Here is a 25,962-nt window from a genome sequence, read left to right on the forward strand (position 1 = left end):
GTCGAGCCGGACCCCGCCCCGCCCCGGCCGCGAGTCGGCAATGCCGCCATCGGCGCGAACCGCACGCCCCGCCGTCGCAACGGGACGTCGGGCTCGAGAAGGTGCCGCCCCGCGCCTCCGCGCTGCCCGGGGCCACCAGCAGCCGACATCCCGCCGTCGGCCAGAGCCACCGGGCCCGCGGCGCCGCGACCCCTACGGCAGCGCGAACCCCGGGTCCATCCCGCCCAGCGCCGACGTGCACGGACAGTCCCGTTCCGCCGTCGCCGGCAGCGCGGCCACCGCGTCGAAGAGCACGCCCCGCAGCCGGTCCACGTTGGCGGCGAACACCCGCAGCACCTCGTCGTGGGAGACGCCCTCACCGGTCTCGGCGCCGGCGTCCAGGTCGGTGACCAGGGTGAGGGACGTGTAGCAGAGCTCCAGCTCGCGGGCGAGCGCCGCCTCGGGGTGGCCGGTCATGCCCACCACCGACCAGCCCTGCGCCCGGTGCCACAGGGATTCGGCGCGGGTGGAGAAGCGCGGCCCCTCCACCACGGCCAGCGTGCCGCCGTCCACCGGCTCCCAGTCGCGGCCCCGCGCCGCCTTCAGCGCGGCCGCCCGCCCGGTGGGACAGTAGGGGTCGGCCAGGGACACATGGACCACGTTCGGCACGGTGCCGTCCGGGAGCGGCAGCCCGTCGAAGTACGTGTTCATCCGGGACTTCGTACGGTCCACGAGCTGGTCCGGGACCAGCAGCGTGCCCGGCCCGTACTCGGGCCGCAGCCCTCCCACCGCGCACGGCCCGAGGACCTGGCGCGCGCCGACCGACCTCAGCGCCCACAGGTTGGCGCGGTAGTTGATGCGGTGCGGCGGCAGGTGGTGGCCGCGTCCGTGCCGGGGCAGGAAGGCGACCCGCCGGCCCGCCACGTCGCCGAGGAACAGGGAGTCGCTGGGAGCCCCGTACGGGGTGTCCACCTGGACCTCGGTCACGTCGTCGAGGAAGGAGTAGAAGCCGGAGCCGCCGATCACGCCGATCTCGGCCTTCGCCATGTTCGCCATGCCCCGCACCCTAGCCGGACCCGGAAACGCCGAAGACCCCGTCGTCGGAGAACGACAGGGTCCCGTAAGGATGCGGTCCTACGCGGCGGTGGTGCTGGTGGACCCGGCGGAACCGGACGAACCGGACGACGAGCTCGAACCCGAACCGGACGTCGCACTCGCGCCGGAGCCCGAGTCCGACGAGGAAGAGGAGGAGGACGCGGAACCGGAGGACTTCGACGCGGCCGGGGAACTGCTCGACGAGGAGCCGCGGCTGTCGTTCCGGTAGAAGCCGGAGCCCTTGAACACGATGCCGACCGCTGAGAACACCTTCTTGAGGCGGCCCTGGCAACTGGGGCACTCGGTCAGCGCGTCGTCGGTGAACTTCTGCACCGCCTCGAGGCCTTCGCCGCACTCGGTGCACTGGTACTGGTAGGTCGGCACTGTCTTCCTCCTGGCACTCTCACTCGATGAGTGCTAACGACGGTCCATAGTGACGCATTCCCGGGGTTCAGTCCACTGCGACGGGCTCGCGGTGACCCACGCCACGTGCGACGGTGCGTCCGCGCGGGTGGGTCAGCAGCCGTGACCGCAGTGCCAGCAGGGTCGCCAGGGCCAGCGCCGTACCGGCCATCGGCACCAGGAATCCGGCGCCGTCCCACAGCCGGTCCTCCAGCTGTCCGGCGGCCGTGACGGCCGCGGCCTGGCCCAGCGCGACGGCGCCGGTCAGCCAGGTGAAGGCCTCGGTGCGGGCCCCGGCCGGGACCAGGTCCTCCACCAGCGTGTAGCCGGTGATCAGGGCGGGCGCGATGCACATGCCGACGAGGAGGCCGAGCCCGGCCAGCAGCAGCGCCGAGTGGGTGGTCCACAGGGCGGACGCGGCCAGCGCGAGCGCCGCGTGGGCGAGGACCAGACGCCGCTGCGGGGCGGCCCTCCAGGCGATCGCGCCGCAGGCGATGCCGGCGAGCATGTTTCCCGCGGCGAAGACGCCGTAGAGGACGCCGTTCATCCCGGGGTTGCCGATCGACTGGCTGAACGCGGCCAGGGACACCTGCATACCGCCGAAGACGGAGCCGATGCCGAGGAAGGCCACGATCAACACCCGCACCCCGGGGACCCGCAGCGCGGAACCGTGCTCCACGCGCGCGCGTCCCGCATCGGCGGCGACCGCGGGCTGGGTGCCCTTCTGCGCGGCGAACAGCAGGCCGCCGACGAGGGTGAGGGCGGCCTCGGTGACCAGGCCGGCGGCCGGGTCGACGGCCGTGCACAGGGCTGTGGCCAGCAGGGGTCCGACGACGAAGGTGAACTCGTCGGTGACGGACTCGAACGCCGCCGCGGTGGGCATCAGCGGGGAGCCCTTGAGTTTGACGCCCCAGCGGGCGCGCACCATGGGCCCCACCTGGGGCACCGAGGCGCCCGTGGGCACGGCGGCGGCGAACAGGGCCCACAGGGGTGCGCCGGTCAGTGCCAGCGCGGTGAGCGTGAGGCCGGACACCGTGTGCACCAGGACACCGGGCACCAGGACGGCGCGCTGTCCGTGGCGGTCGGCGAGGCGGCCGCTGTAGGGCGCGAAGAGCGCCATGGAGACACCGGTGACGGCGGCGACGGCGCCGGCCGCCCCGTACGAGCCGGTGGTGTGCTGCACCAGCAGCACGATGGAGAGGGTGAGCATCGCGAACGGCTGGCGTGCCGCGAAGCCGGGGAGCAGGAACGTCCACGCGCCGCGTGTGCGCAGCAGTCGGCCGTATCCCGGGCGGGAGGTGGCCTGGTCCTTCGACGTGGTGACCGTGGATGCCACGGCCCGTGCCTTTCTGCCACCTGGTAGCGCTCCGCGCGGGTGATGCGGGGAGCCGCCGAGAGCTGTCCTCTTGCGCTGACTGCGGTAGGTACCGGCGCCACAGCTCAGGGCGTTCCGGCCGCCATACGGTCGCGCCAGCTCTGCGTCAGGCAGAGTTGGTTCGATCTGGGTCGTTCGTATACTACAGGGATCTCACGTAACAAAGGGCTTGCGCGCCTGTGAAAAGGGGCACCCGGTCAGCGTTCCGCCTGCGATCCATCGGTGCCCAGCCAGCCCGCGAGCTTGCCGCCCCGGCCGACCGCGCGCAGGCGCCGTTCGGCGGCGTCCCGTACCGGGTCCGTGGCGACGACGAGCAGTTCGTCGCCGCGCCGCAGCATCGTCGAGGGGAGCGGGACGAAGGACGCCCCCTCGCGCACGACGAGGGTGACGGCGGCCCCGGCGGGCAGCCGCAGCTCGCCGACCTCCACGCCGTGCATCCGCGACCCGTCGGGGATGGCGACGGACAGCAGATGCCCGCGCAGCCGTTCCAGGGGCGCCGACTCGATACCGAGATCGGCGGCGCCGGCGTCCCCGCCCAGCCGCAGTTGGCGGGCCAGCCAGGGCAGGGTCGGTCCCTGGACGAGCGTGTAGACGACGACCAGGACGAAGACGATGTTGAAGATGCGCTCGCTGCCCTCGACGCCCCGCACCATCGGGATGGTGGCCAGGACGATCGGCACGGCGCCGCGCAGCCCGGCCCAGGACATCAGCGCCTGCTCCTGCCAGGGCACCCGCAGCGGCAGCAGGCACGCCACGACGCTCAGGGGCCGGGCCACCAGGGTCAGTGCCAGTCCGATGAGCAGCGCGGGCACGATGTCGTCGCCGAGTTCGTGCGGGGTGACCAGCAGGCCGAGCAGCACGAACATGCCGATCTGGGCGATCCAGCCGAGCCCTTCGGCGAACCCGCGGGTGGCGGGCCAGTGCGGCAGCTTGGCGTTGCCCAGCACCATCGAGGCGAGATAGACGGCGAGGAAGCCACTCCCGTGGGCGGTGGAGCCCACCGCGTAGGCGGCGACGGCGATGGCCATGACGGCGATCGGGTAGAGGCCGGAGGCGGGCAGTGCCACGTGCCGCAGCCCCAGGGCGCCCAGCCAGCCCACCGCGAGTCCGATGGCGGCGCCGATGACCAGCTCCAGCGCGATCTCGCCGATCAGGACGTACCAGTGCTCGACGGGTCCGGCCGCGGAGAGGGAGGCGACCAGAAGGACGACGGGGGCGTCGTTGAAGCCGGACTCGGCCTCCAGGGTGCCCGTCACCCGCGAGGGGAGGGGAATCTTCCGCAGCACCGAGAAGACGGCCGCCGCGTCGGTCGAGGAGACCACCGCGCCGATGATGAGCGCCTGCCGCCATTCCAGCCCGACCAGGAAGTGCGCCGCCGACGCCGTGACCCCGACGCTCACCGCGACGCCGACCAGGGCGAGCGCGGTGGCGGCCGGCAGCGCCGGTTTCGCCTCGCTCCACTTGGTGCCAAGGCCGCCCTCGGCGAGGATCACGACCAGGGCCGCGTACCCGATGACCTGTGTCAGCTCGGCATTGTCGTACGAAACGTGGCCGATGCCGTCCTGGCCGATGGCGATGCCGATGCCCAGATAGATGAGCAGGCTGGGGAGCCCGCTGCGCGAGGAGATCCGGACCGCGACCACGGCCACGAGCAGGACGACCGAGCTGACGAGCAGGAGCTGGTTGAGGTGGTGGACGGTCAGCGGCTGTTTCCTTCCCTTGCTCAGGCGCATCCGCCGCTCAGGCGCATCCGCGCGTGAGCTCACGTACATCGCTCTGCGGTCCACCGCTGCTGCGGCAAACTACTTCGTTACCTTACCTAACTCTTGACGCTTTCTTGACGCGAAGCAGGGCATGATCGAACGTCCGTCCGGGCTGGTTCCCGACTCCGCGTCAAGTGGCGCGGGGCCCTGCGCCTATCGTTGCTCCAGCGCTCAGTTAAAAGCGCAGCCCGACCTGCCGCTCGCGTTAGGACAGCAAGGACAGCGATGCCCACCGACACCACCGCCTCCACGGGCCGGCAATCCGGCAAGTCCGGCAGGAAAAAAGGGCGCAAAGCCCGTCTGATCGTGCTGGTCCTGGTGCTGGCCCTGATCGGCGGTGTCGCCTACGGGGGGTACTGGTCGGTCAGCACCGTGCGTGCCTCCTTCCCGCAGACCAAGGGCTTGATCACGCTCCAGGGCCTGTCCGGGACCGTCGATGTCCGGCGCGACGGTCATGGCATCCCGCAGATCTACGCCTCCTCCGACGAGGACCTGTTCATGGCGCAGGGCTATGTCCAGGCGCAGGACCGGTTCTACGAGATGGACGTGCGCCGGCACATGACCGCCGGGCGCCTGTCGGAGATGTTCGGCGAGAGCCAGGTCGACACCGACGAGTTCCTGCGCACCCTGGGCTGGGAGCGGGTCGCCAAGGAGGAGTACGACAAGAAGCTCTCCCCCGCCACGAAGAAGTACCTCCAGGCGTATGCCAAGGGCGTCAACGCCTACCTGGCGGGGAAGGACGGCAAGGAGATCTCCCTGGAGTACGCGGCCCTGGGCTTCGAGAACGACTACATGCCGGGGGAGTGGACCCCGGTCGACTCCGTGGCCTGGCTGAAGGCGATGGCCTGGGACCTGCGCGGCAACATGCAGGACGAGATCGACCGCGCGCTGATGACCAGCCGTCTCGGCCCGAAGCAGATCGCCGACCTGTACCCGGCGTATCCGTACGGCCGGAACAAGCCGGTGGTCCAGGAGGGCCAGTACGACGAGCTCACCGGGGCGTACGAGCAGGGCGGGACCACGGGCGACTCCGACTCCGACTCCGGGTCCGGCGAGGGTGAGGGTGACGGAGACGGCACGGGCACAGGGGACGGTACGGGGGCCGGCGACGGTACGGGCTCCGCACTGGAGAACCAGCTGGCCGGCCTTCAGGAGATCCTGCAGGACCTCCCCACCGCCGTCGGCGTCAACGGCGACGGCATCGGCTCCAACTCCTGGGTCGTCTCCGGTGACCACACCATCACCGGTCAGCCGCTGCTCGCCAACGACCCGCACCTGTCGGCCTCGCTGCCGTCCGTCTGGTACCAGATGGGCCTGCACTGCCGCAGCGTCTCCGACACGTGCCGGTACGACGTCGCGGGCTACACCTTCGCGGGCATGCCCGGAGTGATAATCGGCCACAACCAGGACATCGCCTGGGGCCTGACCAACTCCGGCGTCGACGTCACCGACCTGTACCTGGAGAAGATCACCGGCGACGGTTACCAGTACGACGGCAAGGTGGTGCCGTTCGAGACGCGCGAAGAGATCATCAGGGTCGCCGGCGGCTCCGCGCGGAAGATCGTGGTGCGCGAGACCAACAACGGCCCGCTGCTCTCCGACCGCTCCGACGAGCTGGTGAGGACCGGCAAGAAGGCCACCGTCGACAGCGCGGCCCCCGACCGGGGCGACGGCTACGGCGTCGCGCTGCGCTGGACCGCCCTGGACCCGGGCCGCACCATGGACTCCGTCTTCGCGATCAACCGCGCGAAGGACTGGGACGACTTCCGCGAGGCGGCCACGCTCTTCGAGGTGCCGTCGCAGAACCTGGTCTACGCGGACACCGAGGGCCACATCGGCTACACGCTGCCCGGAAAGATCCCCACCCGCGCGGAGGACCACGACGGTTCCCTCCCCGCCCCCGGCTGGGACGCCGACTACCGGTGGACCGGCTGGATCGACCAGGACGCGCTGCCCTACGAGTTCGATCCCGAGCGCGGCTACATCGTCACGGCCAACCAGGCCGTCGTCGGCAAGGACTACCCGTACACCCTGACCACGGACTGGGGCTACGGCGCCCGCAGCCGGCGCATCACCGACCTGATCCAGTCGAAGATCAAGGACGGCGGCAAGATCTCCACCGACGACATGCGGCAGATGCAGCTCGACAACTCCAGCTCCATCGCCAAGCTGCTGGTGCCCGACCTGCTGAGGATCGACACCGGTGACGAGGACGTGCGCGAGGCGCAGAAGCTGCTGGAGGGCTGGGACTACACCCAGGACGCCGACTCGGCCGCCGCCGCCTACTTCAACGCGGTGTGGCGCAACATCCTCAAGCTGGCCTTCGGCCACAAGCTGCCCAAGGAGCTGCGGGTCAAGGGCCAGTGCCTGTGGGTCGACCCGGTCAACACCACCGGGCCCGCCGACGAGGCGGGCAAGGTCCGCGAGTGCGGTCTGCGCGCCGCCGACCAGGCGCAGCCGGACGGCGGCGACCGCTGGTTCGAGGTGGTCCGCACGCTGAAGGACGACGAGGACAGCGAGTGGTGGACGACGCCCAAGCGGGGCACCCGTCCGGGCGCCGAGAGCAACCGTGACGACCTGTTCAAGCGGGCCATGATCGACGCCCGCTGGGAGCTGACCGCCAAGCTCGGCAAGGACATCGACTCCTGGAGCTGGGGCCGGCTGCACCGCCTGTTCCTGGAGAACCAGACCCTCGGCACCGAGGGCCCCGGCTTCCTGCAGTACGTCCTCAACCGCGGCCCGTGGAAGCTCGGCGGCGGCGAGGCCACGGTCAACGCGACCGGCTGGAACGCGGCCGGTGGCTACGAGGTCGTGTGGGTGCCGTCCATGCGCATGGTGGTCAACCTCGGCGATCTCGACAAGTCACGGTGGATCAACCTCACCGGCGCCTCCGGACACGCCTACAGCGCGCACTACGTCGACCAGACGGACAAGTGGGCCGCAGGCGAGCTGCTGGAATGGCCGTTCTCGCGCAAGGCGGTCGAGAAGAACACGAGCGACACGCTGCTGCTCAGGCCCTGATCCCGGCCGGCCGGCGAGCGGAATCGGTCCCCACGCGTGCGCGCGTGGGGCACCCCCGCGTCGGCGGGGAGGACGATGGCATCTCGGTCCCCACGCGTGCGCGCGTGGGGACCGACGCGCGTGTCAGGGGGTCTCGTCGGCGGTCCCGTCGCCGGGGCGGCCGAACCGCCGTACCCCCGACGGGGTCACCACCGCGTGCACCGGCCGGTCGTGCGGCTCCTCGGGGATGTGACCGACGACCTCGGAGCCGTACAGCAGCACCACCAGCGCCGGGCGCGCGCCCGCACGGTCCAGCCGGGCGAGGACACGGTCGTACGAGCCCCCGCCGCGCCCCAGCCGCATCCCGCGCGCGTCGACGGCCAGTCCGGGCAGCAGTACGGCGTCCGCCTCCGTCACGGCGTCCGGTCCGAGGCGTTCCCCGGTCGGCTCGAGCAGGGTCATGCGGCCGCCGTGCCGCACCGGAGCGAGGGAGCCCTCCCCGGCATACGCGGCCCAGTCGAGGTCGTTGTCGGGCAGCAGCGCGGGCAGCAGTACCCGTACGCCCCGCGCGCGCAGTGCGTCCAGCAGCGCGAGGGTGCCGGGTTCGCTCCCCACGGAGACGTACGCCGCCACGGTGCGCGCGTGTGCCAGTTCGGGCAGCGCGAGTGCCCACCGGGCCAGCGCGGCCGCGGACACCCGCACGTCATCCGCTGTCAACCCGCTCCTCACGCGGAGGACTTCGCGGCGCAGTGTCCGCTTGTCAGACTCGTCCGCGCGATCGTTGTGTCTCAAATCTGTACCCGTACCGTTCTAATATGCTCATATGAGTGGTAATTAATCGGAGCCACAGATTCCCTGCAAAGACACCGGATATGGTGTCCGGCATGTCACAGTCACACCCGCGGATCAGCAAGGCTGTCATCCCCGCAGCAGGTCTCGGCACCCGGTTCCTGCCGGCCACCAAGGCCACGCCCAAGGAGATGCTGCCGGTCGTCGACAAGCCGGCGATCCAGTACGTGGTCGAAGAGGCCGTCTCCGCCGGTCTCGACGACGTCCTCATGGTCACGGGCCGCAACAAGCGCCCCCTTGAGGACCACTTCGACCGCAACTACGAACTGGAATCCGCCCTTCAGAAGAAGGGCGACGCCGGCCGCCTTGCCAAGGTCCAGGAGTCCAGTGACCTGGCCACCATGCACTACGTCCGCCAGGGTGACCCCAGAGGCCTCGGCCACGCCGTCCTGTGCGCCGCCCCGCACGTCGGCGACGAGCCCTTCGCCGTCCTCCTCGGTGACGACCTGATCGACCCGCGCGACCCCCTGCTCCAGCGCATGATCGAGGTCCAGCAGCAGTACGGCGGCAGTGTCATCGCCCTCATGGAGGTGGCCCCCGAGCAGATCCACCTCTACGGCTCCGCCGCCGTCGAGACCACCACGGACTCCGACGTCGTCAAGGTCAGCGGCATGGTCGAGAAGCCCGCCGTCGAGGACGCGCCGTCCCACTACGCCATCATCGGCCGCTATGTCCTGGACCCGGCCGTCTTCGGCGTGCTGCGCGAGACCGAGCCCGGCCGCGGCGGCGAGATCCAGCTCACCGACGCCCTCCAGCAGCTCGCCGCCGACGAGAAGATCGGCGGCCCGGTGCACGGCGTCGTCTTCAAGGGCCGCCGCTATGACACCGGCGACCGCGGCGACTACCTGCGTGCCATTGTTCGTCTCGCGTGCGAACGTGAGGACCTGGGCCCGGAGTTCCGGACCTGGCTCCAGCGCTATGTCACCGAGGAGATGCAGCAACGTTGAGCACCGCCGCGCCCCGCACCGCAGGCCCGGACCACCTCTGGTCGGTGGACGAGCACCTGGACGACATCCTCGCCGCTGTCCGGCCCCTCGAACCCATCGAGTTGCACCTCCTCGACGCCCAGGGCTGCGTCCTGGTCGAGGACATCACGGTGCCCGTGTCCCTGCCCCCGTTCGACAACAGCTCCATGGACGGGTACGCGGTACGGGTCGCGGACATCGCGGGCGCGAGCGAGCAGTACCCGGCGGCCCTCGAGGTGATCGGGGACGTCGCCGCCGGACAGGCCGACCTCCTGCACGTCGGCCCGGGCCAGGCCGCCCGCATCATGACCGGCGCACCGCTCCCGCCCGGCGCCGAGACCGTCGTCCCCGTGGAGTGGACCGACGGCGGCCTCGGTGAGGGCCCGGCCACCGGGATGCGCGCCCGCAGCCTCGCCCCCGAGGGCGCCACCGGACAGGTCTGCGTCCATCGCCCGGCCGCGGCACGCGCGCATGTGCGCGCCAAGGGCAGCGACGTCAGGGCCGGTGACCGGGCCCTGGAGGCCGGCACCGTCCTCGGCCCGCCGCAGATCTCCCTGCTGGCCGCCATCGGCCGCGGCACGGTACGGGTGCGCCCGCGCCCGCGTGTGGTGGTGCTCTCCACGGGCAGCGAACTCGTCCAGCCCGACGAGGAACTGCGCTCCGGCCAGATCTACGACTCCAACAGCTTCGCCCTCACCGCCGCCGCGCGGGACGCCGGCGCGATCGCCTACCGCGTGGGAGCCGTCGCCGACGACGCCACGGTCCTGCGGGACACCATCGAGGACCAGCTGGTCCGTGCCGACCTGCTGGTCACCACCGGCGGCGTGAGCGTCGGGGCGTACGACGTCGTCAAGGAGGCGCTGTCGTACGCGGCGGACGAGGACGAGCCCGGCAGCGGCGTCGACTTCCGCAAGCTCGCCATGCAGCCGGGCAAACCCCAGGGATTCGGCTCCATCGGCCCCGACCACACCCCGCTGCTGGCCCTGCCCGGCAACCCGGTCTCCTCCTACGTCTCCTTCGAGCTGTTCGTCCGCCCCGCCATCCGCACCCTGATGGGCCTGGCCGACGTCCACCGGCCGAGAGCCCACGCGAAGCTCACCACGGACCGGGCACTGACCTCGCCGGGGGGCCGCCGCCAGTTCCTGCGCGGCCGGTACGCCGACGGCACGGTGACGCCGGTGGGCGGCGCCGGATCCCACCTCGTCGCCGCCCTCGCCCAGGCGAACGCGCTGATCGTCGTCCCCGAGGAGACCGAGTCCGTGGCGCCCGGCACCGAGGTCCAGGTGGTCCTGCTCGGCTGAACCCGGTCGGTTGGCGGTACCGTGTCGCGCACAGCAGGCCCGTGCGCCGCACACCGCGACGGGCCAGGACCGGGAGCGTCACACGATCATGACCGTGCCAAGCCGGGGGGCGCCCCCCGGACCCTCCGACCCCTCGAACCCGTCGGACCCCTCGGACCCCTCCGGGCAGTCCCGTCTGACCCACATCGACGCGGCGGGCGCCGCCCGTATGGTCGACGTGTCCGCCAAGGACGTCACCGCGCGCACCGCGCGGGCCACCGGCCGCGTTCTCGTCGCCCCGCGCGTGATCGAGCTGCTGCGTGGCGAGGGCGTTCCCAAGGGCGACGCCCTGGCCACCGCGCGCATCGCGGGCATCATGGGCGCCAAACGCACCCCCGACCTCATCCCGCTGTGCCACCCGTTGTCGGTGTCCGGTGTGAAACTGGACCTGTCGGTCGCGGACGACGCCGTGGAGATCGCGGCGACCGTGAAGACGACGGACCGCACGGGCGTGGAGATGGAGGCGCTCACCGCGGTGTCGGTCGCCGCGCTCACCGTGATCGACATGGTCAAGGCGGTCGACAAGGAGGCGGTCATCACGGACGTACGGGTGGAGGAGAAGACGGGCGGCAAGTCGGGCGACTGGAGCCGGACATGACACTCGACGCGAGTCTGGGCGGCGCCCTGCCCGCTCCGTATGCCGCGCTGGTGGTCACCGCGTCCAACCGGGCCGCCGCCGGCGTCTACGAGGACAAGGGCGGCCCGCTGATCGCGGAAGGGCTGCGGCGCTTCGGCTTCACGGTCGACGGACCCCAGGTGGTCTCCGACGGCGACCCGGTGGAAGCGGCCCTGCGCGCGGGCGCCGCCGCCGGATACGACGTCATCGTCACCACCGGCGGCACCGGCATCTCGCCCACCGACCGCACCCCCGAGGCGACCCGCGGGGTGATCGACCGCGAGGTCCCCGGCATCGCGGAGGCCATCCGCGCGTACGGCCGCGACAAGGTGCCCACGGCGGCCCTCTCGCGGGGCCTGGCCGGGGTCGCGGGCGGCACCCTGATCGTCAACCTGCCCGGGTCCAGCGGCGGGGTGAAGGACGGGCTCGCCGTCCTGGAGCCGTTGCTGAAGCACGCCGTGGACCAGTTGCGCGGCGGGGACCACCCCCGGCCGGACACCAGTGGCGGGGGTGCGAGCTGAACAGCCCCTACTGGCCGGTCGAGCTGGTCGACGGCGACATCGTCCTCCGGCCGATAAAGCAGCGCGACCAGAAGGCCTGGCGCGAGGTCAACCGGCGCAACCGTGACTGGCTGCGGCCCTGGGAGGCGACCATCCCGCCGCCCACGCCCAGCGGCCCGGTCACCCACCGCCCGACCTACCGTCAGATGGTCCGCCACCTGCGCTCGGAGGCGGGCGCCGGCCGGATGCTGCCGTTCGTCATCGAGTACCAGGGGCGTCTCGTAGGGCAGTTGACGGTCGCCGGGATCACCTGGGGTTCGATGTGCTCGGGCCATGTCGGCTACTGGGTGGACCAGTCGGTGGCCGGGCGCGGAGTGGTGCCGACGGCCGTGGCGATGGCCGTGGACCACTGTTTCCGCACGGTCGGACTGCACCGCGTCGAGGTCTGCATTCGCCCGGAGAACGGGCCGAGCCGCAGGGTCGTGGAGAAACTCGGATTCCGCGAGGAAGGGCTCCGGCCCCGGTATCTGCACATCGACGGTGCCTGGCGGGACCATCTCGTCTTCGCGCTCACGGCGGAGGAAGTCCCCGACGGTTTGCTCGCCCGGTGGCACCGGGCACGCTCCCGGGAGGGGGCCGGGCATGAGTTGCGGGAGGGGTCCGGGCATGAGCTGCCCGGACACGAACGGCGTCACCGCGGAATCCCGCACGGACCTGGTAATTGAATAAACGTTCGAATTTATGCGGGAGATGACCGCATCGGGTTGCGGAATTCCTGGTTCGAGTGGCCCTCTGATCGAGCCGGTCACAAGAAAAGTTCGAAATATCAGCCAGATCGTGCGACACACCGGCCCAATTGGCGGATGGCCCCGTCCAAACCCCTCTACCGTGTGAGGCGTGAGCAGCAGCGGCCTCATCTACGCAGTCATTGTCGGGGCCTGGGCCGCCTACTTGGTGCCGATGTGGCTCCGTAGGCAGGACGAGCTGAACGAGGCCCGTCCGACGGAACGCTTCAGCACCGCCATCCGATTGTTGTCCGGACGGGCGGGCATGGAGCGCCGGTACGCCAAGGACCTGCGGGCGCGCTCCACCGACGAGGGGGAGCAGGGCGTCCACGACCCGGACGCGGTCACCGACTCGGTGGACGTCCGGGCCTTCGCCGTGTCCCGGACCCGGCCGCAGACCCAGGTGCCCGTACCGTCACCCCCCGAGGAGCGGCCGGAACCCACGGCGGCCGACCGGACCGGCAGGCCCCCGGGCGAACGCGCGGAACGGCAGGCGCAGCGGGGTGCGGCGCCCGAACCCGCCTCCGCGCGGGCAGGCATCCCGGCCGCCCGCCGCGCACCGGACATCCGACGGGAACGGGCGGCGCAGGCCGCCGCCGCGCGCGCCCGGCGCACCAAGGCGCTCGCCCGCCGCCGCCGTACCACCACGGTGCTGTTCGTCGCCTTCACCCTCGGCGCGGTCGTCGCGGCGGTCGGCGGACTCGCCTTCCTCTGGGCACCCGGTGTACCCGCCGTGCTGCTGAGCGCCTACATCGCGTACCTGCGCTCCCAGGAGCGCCGCAGGTTCGCGTACCAGATGGACCGCCGGCAGGCGGAGGTCGCGGCGCAGCGGCTGCGCGAGCGGGAGCGCCAGCCGCGCCGCCGCCCGGCCGCCGACCACGCGGACCCCGACGAACCGGAGGGTCCGGAAGCCGGGGTCGTCGTCGACCCGGGCCTGACCGCGCTCGCCGCGGACCGGCGCGCGCTCGTCGAGCAGACCGACCACGCCGAGTGGGTCGACCAGCAGCGCGAGCGGCAGCGCCGCCCCGACCAGGGCGGCGACAGCTGGGACCCGGTCCCGGTACCGCTGCCGACGTACGTGACGGCGCCGGTCGCCCCGCGCGCCACCAGCGACGTGGACCTCGGCGCACCGGACACCTGGAGCTCGGCCCGCTCGAGCGCGGTACCGGCCGGCGAGTCGGCCGCCGATCCGGCCGAGGAAGCGGACCCGGATCCCGCCCCGGCCGACGGCCGCACCGACGCCCGCCGCGCGGCCTCGGCCCGCCGCTCCCGCGAACGCGGCCGCACCCCCCTCTTCGACCAGTACGAGGACGGCGACCGCCCGAAGGCGGCCAACGAGTAGCGCCCCCGGCTCCACCGGCAACGGATTTCCGAGCACCCCGATCGGGATGCTAAGGTTTCACTCGTTGCAAGGGCCTGTGGCGCAGTCTGGTAGCGCACCTCGTTCGCATCGAGGGGGTCTGGGGTTCAAATCCCCACAGGTCCACCGCGCAACTGTCCTTGGGGTAGCTCAGGTTCAGTTGACGAGGTCCCGACCGATCATCGCGATCGGTCGGGATCTTCGTCGTTTCCGGGGCTGTTCAAGCCTGTTCGGGGTGAAAGCCCTGTCCTTCGTGGGCCCCACCGCCCGCCACATCGACCCCGACGTACCGCGCCGGCGGATCGCCTTACCGGGCACGCCCTTTCGGACGACTGCGTCCTTCGTCGTATCGGTCCACTGGCCGCGGTGGACGACCAAGGGGCGTGACAGGACGACCGATTCCTGGCCGAGGCCGCATCCGCGAGGCGGACTTCCCCGTGACGGTCAGCCGGCGGTGTCGTCTTCATGTGCCGATGCGTCGCCGGAGGGCGCTTCAGGGCGTACGAACGTTCCCTTGATGGGAACGGTGATGACCAGTCCCTGGTCGCGTAGGTCACGGACGGCTCGACGGATCGTGTTGACGGCTACGCCGTACTGCTCCGCGAGATCGCGTTCAGCAGGGAGGCGCGCGCCCGTGGGAAGCCGCCCGGTGCGGATCTGCTCAGCGATGTGGTGCACGACCTGTAGGTACACGTAGACGTGACTCGCCGGGTCGGGTCTCCACTCGCGCTCATCAGCCATGGCTGCACGCTAAAGCGAGTAAAAGCGGCCCACCACGTATGGGTGCAACCGTATGCTTCCTATTGCTACCTAACGCATCCTGATGCAAGGTGGCGAACAAGAGACCCCGGCGAGGTGGTGAGACCTCCCGGGGCGTGGCCAACGCTACGAAGGAGCGTCGACATGCCCGACCTTATCCGCCGCCTCGCCCATTGGCTGGGCCTTCTCTTCAGTCCCGGTACCGGAACCCACCGCGCCGGTGACCTCCGCCTCGCGCACCTCACCGCCGCCCCCACCCCCACCACCGACTCCCCCTGCCTCCCCCTCCACCGCTCCCCGTACTGCCTGCACCTCCCCCTCGACGGCGCCGACTCCCGGCTCGTCCGCCCCTACCTCACCGCCCACGAACAGGAACGCGCACGTCAGCGGCGCCGCCGCAGGGTCACCCTCGTCCTCGCCACCGACTTCGGGATCGACCTCGACCAACTCCCCACCGGCGCGGGAAAGGTGGCCGCCTGATGGAGCCGTACCCCTCGCTCCGGCTGCTGCCTTGGTCTTCGCCGGACGGAAAACCCTGCTTCCTCGCCAACGGCGAGGACGGTTACGTCTCGCGGCTGGCCGATGAGATGGAGGCCCAGCAGCTTGCCGACGGCCTGGACGTGCTCGAACGCGCCCGGCGTGTGCTGGAGGACCCGATGTCCCCGCACGTCGAGGTACGGTACGGCGCCATCCGCCTCACCGAGTGCCTCGCAGACGCCCTGCGTATCGCGGAGTCCCGCGGGCGACGCCTGCCGCCGTCCGACGATGCCGACCATGACGACACCGGCGACCGCACCCCGGGAGCGCCCGCGTGAACCCACGTGCCGTAAGCCCCGCCCGGCCCCGGCGCTCCGGCGCCGACCGGCTCACCCAGGCCATCGGGGCAGGCTATCGTCGTAGGAACGGTGCGCCGACGGAGAACGAAGGAGTGCCCCCGGTCATGACCGCACACGCCGCAGAACCCACGCCGACCGTTCCGCCCATGCCCGAGCGGAACCCGAAGGCGCTGCGTGCCGCCATCGCCCGGCACACCCCCCAGCTCCTGCCCGACTTCGACGAGCACTGGAAGCGGGCGATCGCCGACACCTATGACATCGGACCGCTGCCCGCGTTCATGACCCGTTGGTGGGGCGAGTACGCGATCGCCCGTGACCCGGAGCTCGATGCCCACATGGCTGATCTCCACCACAGGGCGACGGAGTCCACCGACCTCGCGGAGGCCAAGGTACTTCTCGAGGAAGCCTCGATGATTCGCCACAGGGCGCGGGACCTGGAGCCCGGCCGGTGACCGATGCGCTCACGGGGCCGCCCTGGCAGATGGACTGGCGGCTCGACGCTCTGGCAGACCGTGACAGGCTGCCCGAGCAGGCCCGGAGGATGGTCGATGAGGCGCGTGCCGAACTGGTCACGGCCAAGGACCCGTTTTTCCGGGGGATCGACGCCGACAGTGATCTCCCGACATCGATGTACGTCGAACCGGTCCGATCCACCGACCCGAAAGGGCCGCACATCCTGCACTTCGACCACCACAGGGGCTGGATGATCTACACCTTCGTCCCGCGCACAGAGGATCCGCAGATCATCGTGGAAGAGATCTTCTGGCAATGATCCGCTGACAACCTCCCAGGTCCCCGTGCACCATCCCTCCCCCGCCCCGTCGAGCTGGCGGGATGGAAGGGATGTGTGCGGGCGTGGGGGATCGGTGTGGGGGATCGCTATGCCCCGCCGGACGGAGCCGGGCCGGGTGGCGGCCAGGGAAGACGCTGTGGGACCCAGGGCCGCTTGAGCGCCGGCGTCGCCGTCCAGCTCGCCGGTGCACTCGACCGACGGGTGTGGACCGAGGCCGTCCCCAAGCCCCGGCGGGCACCGAGGCCGCCGTCAGGCGGCGGTATCGATGCTGCCGTCCGTCACCCGCACCAGCCGCTTCTCGCTGCTGTACGGACAGCCCGCTGACGGTGGCGCCAGGCAACCTGATCAGGAGCCCAACAGGTTGTCCCAGTGTGAGAGACCGAGAGGAACGGCGGGACGGCGATGCGCGGGGGGCAGGGCAGCGAGGACTTCGAGGCGTTCGTGAACGCCCGGGGCCCCCGCCTGCTCCGGGTCGCCTGGCTCCTGACCAGCGACGCGCATCTCGCCGAGGACCTGCTGCAGACGGTGCTCGCCCGCGTATGGCCCAAGTGGCCGAGGATCGCGGACGATCACCCCGAGGCGTATATCCGAAAAGCCCTGGTACATACGCATGCGTCCTGGTGGCGGCGGCGCTGGCGCGGCGAGGTGCCGCACGGTGAACTCCCTGACCACGCAACCTCCTTCGACCCGTACGAGGGTGTGGAGCTGGAGCAGTCCCTCGCCGTGGCCGTACGGGCGCTGCCGGTGCGGCAGCGGGCGGTGGTCGTGCTGCGTTACTTCGAGGACCTCAGCGTCGAGGAGACCGCGGCGGTGCTCGGCTGCGCGCCGGGCACCGTCAAGAGCCAGGCGTCCAAGGCCCTGCGCACGCTGCGGGCTGTGCTGCCCGAGCAGGTGGAGCGTGCGTGATGACCGCGGATGACGAGCGCGAGGCGGCGCTGTACGACGAGTGGGCCCTGCGCGAGCTTCTGGAGCGGGCCGTGCCCCGTCTGCCCGCCCCGGACTCACGGATGCGCCGGGTACGGGAACGGGTCCTGCGACGCCGCCGCCGGCGTACGGTCACGGTGGCGGCGGCCTGCGCGGCGGTCACGGCCGTGCTCGCGGGCGCCACCGTGCTCGGGGGCGCGCTACGGCCTGGCCAGGAGGCGGGCCCCGGGTCCGAGCTCGTACCGCCGGCGGCCTCACCGTCCCGTGAGCGCCTGGTCCATGCCGAACTCGCCGGGCTCACCCTCGACCTGCCGCCCGGCTGGTACGGACTCGCGGTGCCCGAGGCGCCCACGGCCAAGCGGCAGGCGGTGGCCTTTGCCGCCTCGCAGCCGGTCGACGGCAGCCTGGAGTGCGCACACCACCGGTACGAGATCTGTCCGCCGCTCGACCGGCTGTCGGCGTCCGGTGGTTCGCTCCTTGTCCTACACCTGCAGCGAACGTCGGGGCTGGACGGCACGCAGCTTGACGAGCTGTGCCGGGACCTCGGTGCCACGCACCGGCACCTGGGCCTGATCAAGGTGCCGGGGCAGGACGCGGTGATCGACGCGACGGTGTGTGTGGGCGGCGGGCCCGAGGTGGTGGAGCGGCAGGCGGAGCTGGTGCGCCGGATGCTCGAGGACCTCCGCTTCGACAAGTATGCGACTCGGCCGCCCACGTCGGCCGGCCCTCCGTCCACGTCGGCCGGCCCTCCGTCCACGTCGGCCGGCCCTCCGGCCGCGCGGGACTGACCCGCGCGCCGCCTCTCGCCTTCTCCTCCTCAACTCCCCTCAGTCTGAGAGCCCTCATGCACCTGCACGCTTCCCGCCGGTTCACCACAGGATCCGCGCTGCTCCTCACCGGCCTCCTCCTGTCCGCCTGCAGCGGAGGTGAGCCCACCGCAGGTGACCCGCCCGACGTACGGACACAGAGCGGTCAGTCCGGGGCGCATGCGGCCCTCAGCCCCCAGACCAGCCAGGAGACCCCGCAGACGGGCGGGATACCGGGCCTCGGCCCCGCCACGCGCGCGGAGATACCCGCCTCGGCCCGCCAAGCCGTCGTCGTCACGGGCGACGGCCCCGACGAAGGCACCGGTACCGCCCAGCGCTACATACGCGAGGGCGAGGGCTGGACGCCGGTCAGCGAGGCTTGGCCCACGCACAACGGCTTCAAGGGATGGACCGACCACCACGTCCAGGGCGATCGCCGCACGCCCATCGGCGTCTTCGGCCTCACCGACGCCGGCGGCCACGAACCCGACCCCGGTACGGAACTCCCCTATGACACGGGCCCGGCCTTCGTCGCCCGCGGCACCAACGTCGAGGGCGAGCCGCTGGGCGACGCCTTCGACTACGTCGTCGCCATCAACTACAACCGCAAGCCCGGCACGACCCCCCTCGACTGGACCCGCCCGCTCGGCACGGACCGCGGCGGCGGCATCTGGTTCCACGTGGACCACGGCTCCCCCACCCAGGGCTGTGTGACGCTGCCGAAGCCGCGGATGCGGGAGCTCCTTCGGTGGCTGGACAGGGAGAGCGCACCGGTCGTGGTGATGGGGGATCGGGCGGCGCTGGCGCGGTGAACGTGGAGAGAATGCGGAAGGGCCCTGGAACCGAACGGGACGCTGTCGGGCTCGCCCCGATGTCGACCTCCTCGCCCTTGAGCGGACCGTGGAGTCCCTCGGTGTGGGGCTGATGGCAGACTTCCCGCAGATCGCGGGAAGTTGGTCGGTTGGTGGCGGGGCCGTGGCACAGGCACGGTCGGCCGGCATCGGGACGAACTGGTCGGCCGACGCGGCCGACGGCATCGCACCACCGGCCGGCCCCCCGGCGGACTCGTGCACGGTCGCCGCCTCGCCTGCTTGGCGTCTCTCCTGGATCGGCAGATCCGCCGTCGACTACGCACTCCCCCGGATCCGCACCGTGGCGCAGGTGAACGTGGTCTCCTCGAGCAGCTCCGGGGTGATGGCGACGCCGGTCAGGTGCTCTGCCAGCGCGAACGCCGCAAGTGAGGACAGGTCTGTCTCGGGTGTCTCCTCGCCGAAATGGAAGCCGACTCGGTGCAGCACGTCCAGGAGCTCATCCGGAGCGGTGCCCCACCGTTCCTCCGGGAACAGGGGGTCGAAGCAGAGCCGTAGCACCTGGTCCTCCGCCCAGAGAAATGTACCGACGGCGTTGACGTTGACGAAGTGGGATATCCAGCTCGTCCCCGCGGAGGCCGGTAGCGCCCGTTCTTCGGTGACTCCCAAAAAGCCGTTGGGTTCGACCAGCAGAGTCCAAGTGCCCACCGCCGTCATGCCGACCAACTGACGGTGAGCCGCCGTGAAGCCGAAGCGGGCGAAGGCCGCATCAACCAGTGCCGCCATACCGCGCAAAGGCGCCTCTGGGTGCCCTCCGAGCCGAGACACCACCTCCGCCGGAGACAGACCCCTGACCAGAGTGAAGCAGTACGCCTCGGCGAGGTCTGGGTAGTCGTTCTGGAACCATGCGTAATCCGCCCCGGTTTTCATCATGCTGCCCATCCTGGTCCCTGCCACTGACAACCGAAGGATGCGTGCACCGTCGACGGAACGGGAAATGCATCCGGCAGGCCTGACTCGATCTTCTTGGCGATCCCTTCGGCCGACCGAACGTAGAGCGGCCCGGCGTTCATCGGGTCCCGTGTCAGACCCGTTGCCGGGCTCAGAGGGCCTTCGCGTAGCAGCGGCTGTCGTCGTGGAAGCGGTAGTAGCCGAACTTGTCGCAGGGGTCGTAGCCGCTGGAGGTGTAGAGGGCGATGGCCTCCGGCTGCGCGGTGCCTGTTTCCAGGACCATGCGGACGCGGCCGGCCGCGCGGGCGTCCTCCTCCAGGGCGGCCAGGATGCGGCGGGCGAGGCCCCGGCCGCGCATCTGCTCGATTACGTACATGCGCTTCAGCTCGGCGTCGCCGTCGCGGTTGCCCTCGCCGTTGGCGTTCTGGACGCGCCAGCCGCCGGAGGCCACGGGGACACCGGCCTCGTCGTACGCGATCAGGTAGATGCCGTTCGGGGGTGTGAAGTCCGCCGGGTGCATGGGGGTGGAGTCGCCGCCGTCGCCGTAGCGGACGTGGTACTCGGCCTGGACTTCGGCGTCCAGCTTCACGGCGTCGGGGTGGTCGTAGGGGACCCGGCGGATATCCATGCCGAATACCGTAAAACATGCCCGGACGTGGGGTGTCGTATCGTGCCCTGGTGCTTACTGTGACCTCCGTCAATGTCAATGGACTGCGGGCCGCCGCCAAGAAGGGCTTCGTGGAGTGGCTGGCCGGGACCTCCGCCGATGTGGTGTGCCTGCAGGAGGTGCGGGCGGAGCCGCAGCAGTTGCCGGAGCAGGTGCGGGAGCCCGAGGGGTGGCATGTCGTGCACGCGCCCGCTGCCGCCAAGGGGCGGGCGGGGGTGTCCCTGTACAGCCGGCGTGAGCCGGACCGGGTGCGGGTGGGGTTCGGGTCGGCGGAGTTCGACGGCAGCGGGCGGTATGTGGAAGTGGATCTGCCCGGGGTGACCGTCGCCTCGCTGTATCTGCCGTCGGGGGAGGTCGGGACCGAGCGGCAGGAGGAGAAGGTGCGGTTCATGGGGGAGTTCCTCGCCCATCTGAAAGGGCTGCGGGAGCGGGCCGCCGCCGAGGGGCGCGAGGTGGTCGTCTGCGGGGACTGGAACATCGCCCATGAGAAGGCCGACCTCAAGAACTGGCGGGGGAACACCAAGAACTCCGGGTTCCTGCCGGAGGAGCGGGAGTGGCTGTCCCGGGTGCTGGACCTGAGCGACGGCGGGTACGTCGATGTGGTGCGGGCGCTGCATCCGGATGCGGAGGGGCCGTACTCCTGGTGGTCGTACCGGGGGCGGGCGTTCGACAACGACACCGGGTGGCGGATCGACCTCGCCGTGGCGACGCCGGGGCTCGCGGGACGGGCGGTGAAGGCCTACGTCGAGCGGGCGGCGACGCATGCCGAGCGGTGGTCGGACCACGCACCGGTGACGGTCGTCTTCGAGCAGGCGGCCGGTTGACGGGTACCCAGGCGAGGCGTCCGGTCGGGGCGCCTTCCGGGCGGGCGGCTGGTTGAGGCATCCCGCCTTCCGGGCGGGCGGCCCGCCTCGCCGTGCCGGAGCTGTCGGCTGCGCGGGGCCGGCACCGGACCGGCGCGGCCCCTACTCCCGCTTGCGCAGCCGCCGGTCCAGTGCCAGGGAGAGTTCCGCGTCGACCACGCTGCGGGCCAGGGGGCGCAGGCGGTGCACGGCCTCCTCCGGGGCGTGGCGGAGGATCAGGTCGGCGAAGAGGTCGGCCAGGGTGTCGGCGTGGGTGCGGACCGCGGCGCCGGTGCGGAGGACTTCCGCGAGCGGGATGCCCTCGCGGACCAGTGCCGAGGAGACGTCCAGCAGACGGCGGCTGATGTGGACGATCTCCTCGCCGTCGACGCCGACATAGCCGAGGTTCAGCGCGGCGGCCAGGTTCTCCGGAGTGACCTCGCCGGAGAAGTGGTCGGCGAGTTCCTCGGGGGTGAGACGGACCGGGGTCTCCTCGGTGGGGGCGTCCATGCCGAGGAGCTCGCCGACGTCACGGCCGTGGTCGAAGGCCTCGGCCAGCTCGGCTATGCCGTTCAGGGTGTGGCCGCGTTCCAGCAGCGCCGTGATCGTGCGCAGACGGGCCAGGTGACGGTCGTCGTACCAGGCGATACGGCCCTCACGGCGGGGCGGCGGGATCAGCTTGCGCTCGCGGTAGAAGCGCAGGGTGCGCACGGTGATGCCGGCCAGCTCGGCCAGCTCCTCCATGCGGTACTCGCGCCGCTCCGTCGGTCCCTCGCGGTCTTCTGCCACATCTGAAGCCTAGGCGTACCGCCGGTAGGTTTCCTTGCACGCCCCCTACCCATCGGTACGGTGCTGCTCTAGTCTCCCCATTGCGCCAGTGTTCACTGGCATGGTTCTGAGTGACGCGTGGAGGCTTGAGGATGGCCGAGCACGAGCATGTACGGGTGGCGGTGGTCGGGTCGGGCTTCGGTGGGCTCGGGGCCGCCGTGCGGCTGCGGCGGGAGGGGATCACCGACTTCGTCGTCCTGGAACGGGCGGACAGTGTCGGCGGTACCTGGCGCGACAACAGCTATCCCGGCTGCGCGTGCGACGTGCCGTCGCACCTGTACTCGTTCTCCTTCGCGCCCAATCCCGACTGGCCGCGCTCCTTCTCCGGACAGCAGCACATCCGCGCCTATCTCGAGCACGTCACCGACGTCTTCGGCCTGCGCCCGCACATCCGCTTCGGCTCGGAGGTGAAGCGGATGGCGTGGGACGGCGAGCGGCTGCGGTGGGAGATCGAGACCAGCGGCGGGAACCTCAGCGCGGACGTGGTCGTCTCCGCCACCGGCCCGTTGTCCGAGCCCAAACTGCCGGACATCCCCGGGCTCGACACCTTCCCCGGCAAGGTGTTCCACTCCGCCCGGTGGGACCACGACTACGACCTGCGCGGCAAGCGGGTCGCCATGGTCGGCACCGGCGCGTCCGCGATCCAGATCGTGCCCTCCATCCAGCCGCTCGTGGAGCGGCTGACCCTCTTCCAGCGCACGCCGGCCTGGGTCCTGCCCCGCATGGACCGGCCCATCAGCGCCGCCGAGCGCGCACTGCACCGCACCCTGCCCGTCACCACCAAACTGCGCCGCGGACTGCTCTGGGGCGTCAGGGAGTTGCAGGTCCAGGCGTTCACCAAGCACCCGGGGGAGCTCGGCATCGTCGAGCAGCTGGCCAAGCGCAACATGGCCCGCGCGATCAAGGACCCGGCCCTGCGCGCCAGGCTCACCCCGGACTACCGCATCGGCTGCAAGCGGATCCTGCTGTCGAGCACGTACTATCCGGCACTCGCGCGGCCCAACGTGGATCTGGTCGCGAGCGGGCTGAGCGAGGTGCGCGGTTCGACCGTCGTCGGCGCCGACGGGACCGAGGCCGAGGTCGACGCGATCGTGTTCGGCACCGGGTTCCATGTCACCGACATGCCCATCGCCGAGCGGGTCGTCGGCGCGGAGGGCAGGACCCTCGCCGAGTCCTGGGCGGGCGGGATGCAGTCCCTACGCGGCGCGACCGCCGCCGGGTTCCCCAACTGGATGACGATCATCGGGCCCAACACCGGCCTGGGGAACTCCTCCATGATCCTCATGATCGAGTCCCAGCTGAACTATCTGGCCGACTACATGCGCCAGTTGAACGTCCTCGGTGGCAGGGTCGCCCTCGACGCCCGCCCCGGCGCCGTCCGCGCCTGGAACCACCGGGTGCAGGAGCGCATGAAGCGCACGGTGTGGAACACCGGCGGCTGCACCAGCTGGTACCTCGACGAGAGCGGACGCAACACCACCGTCTGGCCCGGGACGACGAGTGAGTTCCGGCGGGAGACGCGGCGCGTCGACCTCTCCGAGTACGCCGTGGTGCGTCATGTCGCCGCCGGACGGGACACCACCCGGGAGAACACCGGGGTGACCGCATGAGCCGCCTCGCCCACGTCGCCTCCGGGCCGTACACCCCACCCGTCGCCGCCCGCGAACTGACCGCCCTCTCCGCCGACGGCACCCGGCTGCACGTCGAGGTGCACGGGCCGGAGCGGGCGCCCGCGGTCGTGCTCGCCCACGGCTGGACCTGCTCGACCGCCTTCTGGGCCGCGCAGATCCGTGAACTCTCCACCGATCACCGGGTCATCGCCTACGACCAGCGCGGCCATGGGCGGACGCCCGCGAGCCCGGCGTGCACCACCGACGCGCTCGCCGACGACCTCGAGGCCGTCCTCACCGCCACCCTCGCATCCGGCGAGCGGGCGGTGATCGCCGGGCACTCCATGGGCGGGATGACCGTCATGGCCGCGTCCGGCCGGCCCGCCTTCGCCGCCCATGCCGCCGCCGTACTGCTGTGCAGCACGGGCAGTTCACGGCTGGTCGACGAGTCGACGGTGCTGCCGATGAAGGCGGGCCGGGTGCGGACCTCGCTGACCCGGCGCATCCTCTGCTCCCGTCTTCCGCTCGGGCCGGTCACCCCGCTCGCCCGCCGGCTCCTCAAGTACGCGACGATGGGGCCCGCTTCGGCCCCGGGGATGGTCGAGGCCTGCGCCCGTATCGTGCACGCCTGCCCGCGCGCGGTGCGTCACGCCTGGTCGCGGGTACTCGGTGAGCTCGATCTCGACCACGGGGTACGGGAGGTGCGCGTTCCCGCCGAGATCGTCATCGGGACGGCGGACCGGCTCACCCCGCCCGTGCACGCCCGGACGCTCGCCGCCGCGCTGCCGCAGTGTCTCGGCGTCACCGAACTGCCGGGCGTCGGCCACATGACGCCCATCGAGGCGCCCGGCCCGGTCACCGAGAGGATCCGGGCACTCGTCGCCGCCCATGTGACAGCCCACCAGCAGGTCGTATCCGCCGAGGAGAGCGCATGAGCAGGGTCAGTCTCGACGGCAGGGTCGCCGTCGTCACCGGAGCGGCGCGCGGCGTGGGGGAGTTGCTGGCCCGCAAGCTCTCCGCGCGCGGGGTGAGGGTGGCGCTGGTCGGACTGGAGCCGGACGCGCTGGGGGACGTCTCCGCGCGGCTGCACAGTGACAGTGCCCACTGGTACGCGGACGTCACCGACCACGAGGCGATGGCCCGGGTCGCCGAGGAGGTCCGGGAGCGGTTCGGCCGGGCCGACATCGTGGTCGCCAACGCCGGTGTGGCGACGGGCGGTCCGTTCGCCGACTCCGACCCGGAGTCCTGGCGCCGGGTGATCGAGGTGAACCTCATCGGATCGGCGGTCACCGCGCGGGCGTTCCTGCCGCTGCTCACCGAGAGCCGCGGCTATCTGCTCCAGATAGCCTCGCTCGCCGCGATCACACCGGCGCCGATGATGACCGCGTACTGCGCCTCCAAGTCCGGTGTGGAGGCGTACGCGCACAGCCTGCGCGCCGAAGTCGCCCACCGGGGCGTGAAGGTGGGCGTCGGGTACCTGTCGTGGACCGACACCGACATGGTGCGCGGCGCCGACCAGGACGACGTGATGCGGGAGTTGCGGCAGCGGCTGCCGTGGCCGTCCAACAAGACCTACCCGCTGGGCCCCGCGGTGGACCGGCTGGTGGCCGGGATCGAGCGGCGGTCGGCCCATGTGTACGGACAGTGGTGGCTGCGCGGGATGCAGGGCGTGCGCGGCTACCTTCCCGCGGTCATCGGGACCGTGGGGCAGCGGGAGATCCGGCGGTTCGGCGACCGGCTCGGCACCGTCCGGACGGGCCTGGTCGGGGCCGGTGGAAACGCCGATGAGCAGCACCGCGCTACGGTCCGTGACTGATCGACATGCGCAGGGTGAGGGCCCGTGTGAATCTGAACGGGCAAGTTCCCCCACCCCACAACGGGAGTGAACCCACATGGGTATGAAGGACCAGTTCCAGGAGAAGTCCGAGCAGTTCCAGCAGCAGGCCAGGCAGCGTGCCCAGCAGGGCAAGGAGCAGCTGCAGAACCGTGGCCGCCGGCGCGACGAGGACATGGACGAGCAGCGCCGTCAGCGCGAGTCCGAGGAGCGCTTCGACCAGGACTACGACGTCTGACGTCGAGCCCTGACGCGCTGAACGACCCAAGCGCTG

Annotated in this window: 28 protein-coding genes and 1 tRNA gene; 20 read left to right on the forward strand and 9 right to left on the reverse strand. The window is 71.4% G+C overall.

The window, feature by feature from the left end; genetic code table 11:
- Positions 1–192: 192 nt before the first annotated feature.
- The 4 genes from ACIF9R_RS09360 to ACIF9R_RS09375 form a co-directional block, all read right to left on the reverse strand.
- Positions 193–1,035, reverse strand: a complete 843-nt coding sequence (locus tag ACIF9R_RS09360; RefSeq protein WP_399976512.1) for an S-methyl-5'-thioadenosine phosphorylase — start codon at positions 1,033–1,035, stop codon at positions 193–195.
- Between the two features lie 78 nt (positions 1,036–1,113).
- Positions 1,114–1,458 (reverse strand): FmdB family zinc ribbon protein, encoded by a 345-nt coding sequence (locus tag ACIF9R_RS09365; RefSeq protein WP_399976514.1) that lies wholly within the window; start codon positions 1,456–1,458, stop codon positions 1,114–1,116.
- A gap of 67 nt (positions 1,459–1,525) precedes the next feature.
- Positions 1,526–2,812: an MFS transporter gene (locus tag ACIF9R_RS09370; RefSeq protein WP_399976517.1), complete on the reverse strand. Its 1,287-nt coding sequence runs from the start codon at positions 2,810–2,812 to the stop codon at positions 1,526–1,528.
- A gap of 236 nt (positions 2,813–3,048) precedes the next feature.
- Entirely contained in the window at positions 3,049–4,584 is a 1,536-nt protein-coding gene (locus tag ACIF9R_RS09375; protein ID WP_399976520.1) for a potassium/proton antiporter, read from the reverse strand.
- Between the two features lie 255 nt (positions 4,585–4,839).
- Between ACIF9R_RS09375 and ACIF9R_RS09380 the strand changes: the two genes are divergently transcribed.
- Entirely contained in the window at positions 4,840–7,635 is a 2,796-nt protein-coding gene (locus ACIF9R_RS09380) for a penicillin acylase family protein (RefSeq protein ID WP_399976523.1), read from the forward strand.
- Between the two features lie 123 nt (positions 7,636–7,758).
- On the opposite strand, the gene ACIF9R_RS09385 is transcribed toward ACIF9R_RS09380, so the two are convergent.
- Complete coding sequence (locus ACIF9R_RS09385; protein ID WP_399976526.1) at positions 7,759–8,406, reverse strand: 5-formyltetrahydrofolate cyclo-ligase; 648 nt, start codon at positions 8,404–8,406, stop codon at positions 7,759–7,761.
- Between the two features lie 92 nt (positions 8,407–8,498).
- Between ACIF9R_RS09385 and galU the strand changes: the two genes are divergently transcribed.
- From galU to ACIF9R_RS09420, 7 genes are all read left to right on the forward strand, one after another.
- Entirely contained in the window at positions 8,499–9,410 is a 912-nt protein-coding gene (galU, locus tag ACIF9R_RS09390) for a UTP--glucose-1-phosphate uridylyltransferase GalU (RefSeq protein ID WP_399976528.1), read from the forward strand.
- Positions 9,407–10,729 (forward strand): gephyrin-like molybdotransferase Glp, encoded by a 1,323-nt coding sequence (glp, locus tag ACIF9R_RS09395; RefSeq protein ID WP_399976530.1) that lies wholly within the window; start codon positions 9,407–9,409, stop codon positions 10,727–10,729. The genes galU and glp overlap by 4 nt, the downstream gene beginning before the upstream one ends.
- 88 nt (positions 10,730–10,817) lie before the next feature.
- On the forward strand, positions 10,818–11,366 hold the full coding sequence (gene moaC / locus ACIF9R_RS09400) for a cyclic pyranopterin monophosphate synthase MoaC (protein WP_399976532.1): 549 nt from the start codon (positions 10,818–10,820) through the stop codon (positions 11,364–11,366).
- Positions 11,363–11,905, forward strand: a complete 543-nt coding sequence (locus tag ACIF9R_RS09405; protein WP_399976535.1) for a molybdenum cofactor biosynthesis protein B — start codon at positions 11,363–11,365, stop codon at positions 11,903–11,905. Before moaC ends, ACIF9R_RS09405 begins: the two co-directional genes overlap by 4 nt.
- Complete coding sequence (locus ACIF9R_RS09410; RefSeq protein ID WP_399976680.1) at positions 11,902–12,609, forward strand: GNAT family N-acetyltransferase; 708 nt, start codon at positions 11,902–11,904, stop codon at positions 12,607–12,609. Before ACIF9R_RS09405 ends, ACIF9R_RS09410 begins: the two co-directional genes overlap by 4 nt.
- A 172-nt stretch (positions 12,610–12,781) precedes the next feature.
- Positions 12,782–14,011 carry a gephyrin-like molybdotransferase receptor GlpR gene (gene glpR / locus ACIF9R_RS09415; RefSeq protein WP_399976538.1) on the forward strand — a complete coding sequence of 410 codons (1,230 nt, stop codon included), beginning with the start codon at positions 12,782–12,784 and terminating at the stop codon, positions 14,009–14,011.
- A 70-nt stretch (positions 14,012–14,081) separates the two neighbouring features.
- Positions 14,082–14,155, forward strand: a tRNA-Ala gene (locus ACIF9R_RS09420).
- A gap of 318 nt (positions 14,156–14,473) precedes the next feature.
- Here the strand turns inward: ACIF9R_RS09420 and ACIF9R_RS09425 are convergent.
- A complete protein-coding gene (locus ACIF9R_RS09425) occupies positions 14,474–14,770 on the reverse strand; it encodes a GntR family transcriptional regulator (RefSeq protein WP_399976541.1) in 297 nt (98 codons plus the stop codon).
- Positions 14,771–14,932: 162 nt separating this feature from the next.
- On the opposite strand from ACIF9R_RS09425, the gene ACIF9R_RS09430 reads away from it, so the two are divergent.
- From ACIF9R_RS09430 to ACIF9R_RS09460, 7 genes are all read left to right on the forward strand, one after another.
- Positions 14,933–15,268 (forward strand): hypothetical protein, encoded by a 336-nt coding sequence (locus ACIF9R_RS09430; protein WP_399976544.1) that lies wholly within the window; start codon positions 14,933–14,935, stop codon positions 15,266–15,268.
- Complete coding sequence (locus ACIF9R_RS09435) at positions 15,268–15,603, forward strand: hypothetical protein (protein WP_399976547.1); 336 nt, start codon at positions 15,268–15,270, stop codon at positions 15,601–15,603. Before ACIF9R_RS09430 ends, ACIF9R_RS09435 begins: the two co-directional genes overlap by 1 nt.
- A gap of 125 nt (positions 15,604–15,728) precedes the next feature.
- Positions 15,729–16,076, forward strand: a complete 348-nt coding sequence (locus tag ACIF9R_RS09440; RefSeq protein WP_399976550.1) for a DUF6247 family protein — start codon at positions 15,729–15,731, stop codon at positions 16,074–16,076.
- Positions 16,073–16,396, forward strand: coding sequence for a hypothetical protein (locus tag ACIF9R_RS09445; RefSeq protein ID WP_399976552.1), 324 nt, complete (start codon positions 16,073–16,075; stop codon positions 16,394–16,396). The genes ACIF9R_RS09440 and ACIF9R_RS09445 overlap by 4 nt, the downstream gene beginning before the upstream one ends.
- A 423-nt stretch (positions 16,397–16,819) precedes the next feature.
- Positions 16,820–17,323, forward strand: a complete 504-nt coding sequence (locus ACIF9R_RS09450) for a SigE family RNA polymerase sigma factor (RefSeq protein ID WP_399976555.1) — start codon at positions 16,820–16,822, stop codon at positions 17,321–17,323.
- Positions 17,323–18,129, forward strand: a complete 807-nt coding sequence (locus ACIF9R_RS09455) for a hypothetical protein (RefSeq protein ID WP_399976558.1) — start codon at positions 17,323–17,325, stop codon at positions 18,127–18,129. The genes ACIF9R_RS09450 and ACIF9R_RS09455 overlap by 1 nt, the downstream gene beginning before the upstream one ends.
- A 56-nt stretch (positions 18,130–18,185) precedes the next feature.
- Positions 18,186–18,959, forward strand: coding sequence for a L,D-transpeptidase family protein (locus ACIF9R_RS09460; RefSeq protein WP_399976561.1), 774 nt, complete (start codon positions 18,186–18,188; stop codon positions 18,957–18,959).
- A gap of 315 nt (positions 18,960–19,274) precedes the next feature.
- Here the strand turns inward: ACIF9R_RS09460 and ACIF9R_RS09465 are convergent, their stop codons facing one another.
- Together ACIF9R_RS09465 and ACIF9R_RS09470 are read right to left on the reverse strand one after the other, a co-directional pair.
- The gene (locus ACIF9R_RS09465; protein WP_399976564.1) at positions 19,275–19,898 is read right to left on the reverse strand and encodes a DUF6461 domain-containing protein; all 624 of its coding nucleotides are present in this window, start codon (positions 19,896–19,898) and stop codon (positions 19,275–19,277) included.
- A 160-nt stretch (positions 19,899–20,058) separates the two neighbouring features.
- Positions 20,059–20,535, reverse strand: a complete 477-nt coding sequence (locus ACIF9R_RS09470; protein WP_399976567.1) for a GNAT family N-acetyltransferase — start codon at positions 20,533–20,535, stop codon at positions 20,059–20,061.
- Positions 20,536–20,585: 50 nt separating this feature from the next.
- On the opposite strand from ACIF9R_RS09470, the gene ACIF9R_RS09475 reads away from it, so the two are divergent.
- Positions 20,586–21,398 carry an exodeoxyribonuclease III gene (locus ACIF9R_RS09475; RefSeq protein WP_399976570.1) on the forward strand — a complete coding sequence of 271 codons (813 nt, stop codon included), beginning with the start codon at positions 20,586–20,588 and terminating at the stop codon, positions 21,396–21,398.
- 141 nt (positions 21,399–21,539) lie between these two features.
- On the opposite strand, the gene ACIF9R_RS09480 is transcribed toward ACIF9R_RS09475, so the two are convergent.
- Entirely contained in the window at positions 21,540–22,160 is a 621-nt protein-coding gene (locus tag ACIF9R_RS09480) for a MerR family transcriptional regulator (protein WP_399976682.1), read from the reverse strand.
- A gap of 176 nt (positions 22,161–22,336) precedes the next feature.
- Here ACIF9R_RS09480 and ACIF9R_RS09485 point away from each other — a divergent pair, with 176 nt between their 5' ends.
- The 4 genes from ACIF9R_RS09485 (at position 22,337) to ACIF9R_RS09500 (ending at position 25,926) form a co-directional block, all read left to right on the forward strand.
- On the forward strand, positions 22,337–23,854 hold the full coding sequence (locus ACIF9R_RS09485; RefSeq protein WP_399976573.1) for a flavin-containing monooxygenase: 1,518 nt from the start codon (positions 22,337–22,339) through the stop codon (positions 23,852–23,854).
- The gene (locus ACIF9R_RS09490; protein ID WP_399976576.1) at positions 23,851–24,789 is read left to right on the forward strand and encodes an alpha/beta fold hydrolase; all 939 of its coding nucleotides are present in this window, start codon (positions 23,851–23,853) and stop codon (positions 24,787–24,789) included. Before ACIF9R_RS09485 ends, ACIF9R_RS09490 begins: the two co-directional genes overlap by 4 nt.
- Positions 24,786–25,670 (forward strand): SDR family oxidoreductase, encoded by an 885-nt coding sequence (locus tag ACIF9R_RS09495; protein ID WP_399976579.1) that lies wholly within the window; start codon positions 24,786–24,788, stop codon positions 25,668–25,670. The genes ACIF9R_RS09490 and ACIF9R_RS09495 overlap by 4 nt, the downstream gene beginning before the upstream one ends.
- A 76-nt stretch (positions 25,671–25,746) precedes the next feature.
- Positions 25,747–25,926, forward strand: a complete 180-nt coding sequence (locus ACIF9R_RS09500) for a hypothetical protein (RefSeq protein WP_399976581.1) — start codon at positions 25,747–25,749, stop codon at positions 25,924–25,926.
- The last annotated feature ends 36 nt before the right edge of the window (positions 25,927–25,962 follow it).

The sequence above is a fragment of the Streptomyces sp. NPDC086080 genome, from assembly GCF_044540255.1.
Lineage (GTDB): Bacteria > Actinomycetota > Actinomycetes > Streptomycetales > Streptomycetaceae > Streptomyces.

Coding starts and splice junctions, on each gene's coding strand:
- ACIF9R_RS09430 (WP_399976544.1), top strand. CDS start 14,933: ATGCCCGACCTTATCCGCCGCCTCGCCCATTGGCTGGGCCTTCTCTTC.
- moaC (WP_399976532.1), top strand. CDS start 10,818: ATGACCGTGCCAAGCCGGGGGGCGCCCCCCGGACCCTCCGACCCCTCG.
- ACIF9R_RS09425 (WP_399976541.1), bottom strand. CDS start 14,770: ATGGCTGATGAGCGCGAGTGGAGACCCGACCCGGCGAGTCACGTCTAC.
- ACIF9R_RS09500 (WP_399976581.1), top strand. CDS start 25,747: ATGGGTATGAAGGACCAGTTCCAGGAGAAGTCCGAGCAGTTCCAGCAG.
- ACIF9R_RS09490 (WP_399976576.1), top strand. CDS start 23,851: ATGAGCCGCCTCGCCCACGTCGCCTCCGGGCCGTACACCCCACCCGTC.
- ACIF9R_RS09380 (WP_399976523.1), top strand. CDS start 4,840: ATGCCCACCGACACCACCGCCTCCACGGGCCGGCAATCCGGCAAGTCC.
- galU (WP_399976528.1), top strand. CDS start 8,499: ATGTCACAGTCACACCCGCGGATCAGCAAGGCTGTCATCCCCGCAGCA.
- ACIF9R_RS09455 (WP_399976558.1), top strand. CDS start 17,323: ATGACCGCGGATGACGAGCGCGAGGCGGCGCTGTACGACGAGTGGGCC.
- ACIF9R_RS09470 (WP_399976567.1), bottom strand. CDS start 20,535: ATGGATATCCGCCGGGTCCCCTACGACCACCCCGACGCCGTGAAGCTG.
- ACIF9R_RS09465 (WP_399976564.1), bottom strand. CDS start 19,898: ATGGGCAGCATGATGAAAACCGGGGCGGATTACGCATGGTTCCAGAAC.
- ACIF9R_RS09405 (WP_399976535.1), top strand. CDS start 11,363: ATGACACTCGACGCGAGTCTGGGCGGCGCCCTGCCCGCTCCGTATGCC.
- ACIF9R_RS09360 (WP_399976512.1), bottom strand. CDS start 1,035: ATGGCGAACATGGCGAAGGCCGAGATCGGCGTGATCGGCGGCTCCGGC.
- ACIF9R_RS09450 (WP_399976555.1), top strand. CDS start 16,820: ATGCGCGGGGGGCAGGGCAGCGAGGACTTCGAGGCGTTCGTGAACGCC.
- ACIF9R_RS09485 (WP_399976573.1), top strand. CDS start 22,337: ATGGCCGAGCACGAGCATGTACGGGTGGCGGTGGTCGGGTCGGGCTTC.
- ACIF9R_RS09460 (WP_399976561.1), top strand. CDS start 18,186: ATGCACCTGCACGCTTCCCGCCGGTTCACCACAGGATCCGCGCTGCTC.
- ACIF9R_RS09375 (WP_399976520.1), bottom strand. CDS start 4,584: ATGCGCCTGAGCAAGGGAAGGAAACAGCCGCTGACCGTCCACCACCTC.
- ACIF9R_RS09435 (WP_399976547.1), top strand. CDS start 15,268: ATGGAGCCGTACCCCTCGCTCCGGCTGCTGCCTTGGTCTTCGCCGGAC.
- ACIF9R_RS09480 (WP_399976682.1), bottom strand. CDS start 22,160: ATGGAGGAGCTGGCCGAGCTGGCCGGCATCACCGTGCGCACCCTGCGC.
- ACIF9R_RS09440 (WP_399976550.1), top strand. CDS start 15,729: ATGACCGCACACGCCGCAGAACCCACGCCGACCGTTCCGCCCATGCCC.
- ACIF9R_RS09495 (WP_399976579.1), top strand. CDS start 24,786: ATGAGCAGGGTCAGTCTCGACGGCAGGGTCGCCGTCGTCACCGGAGCG.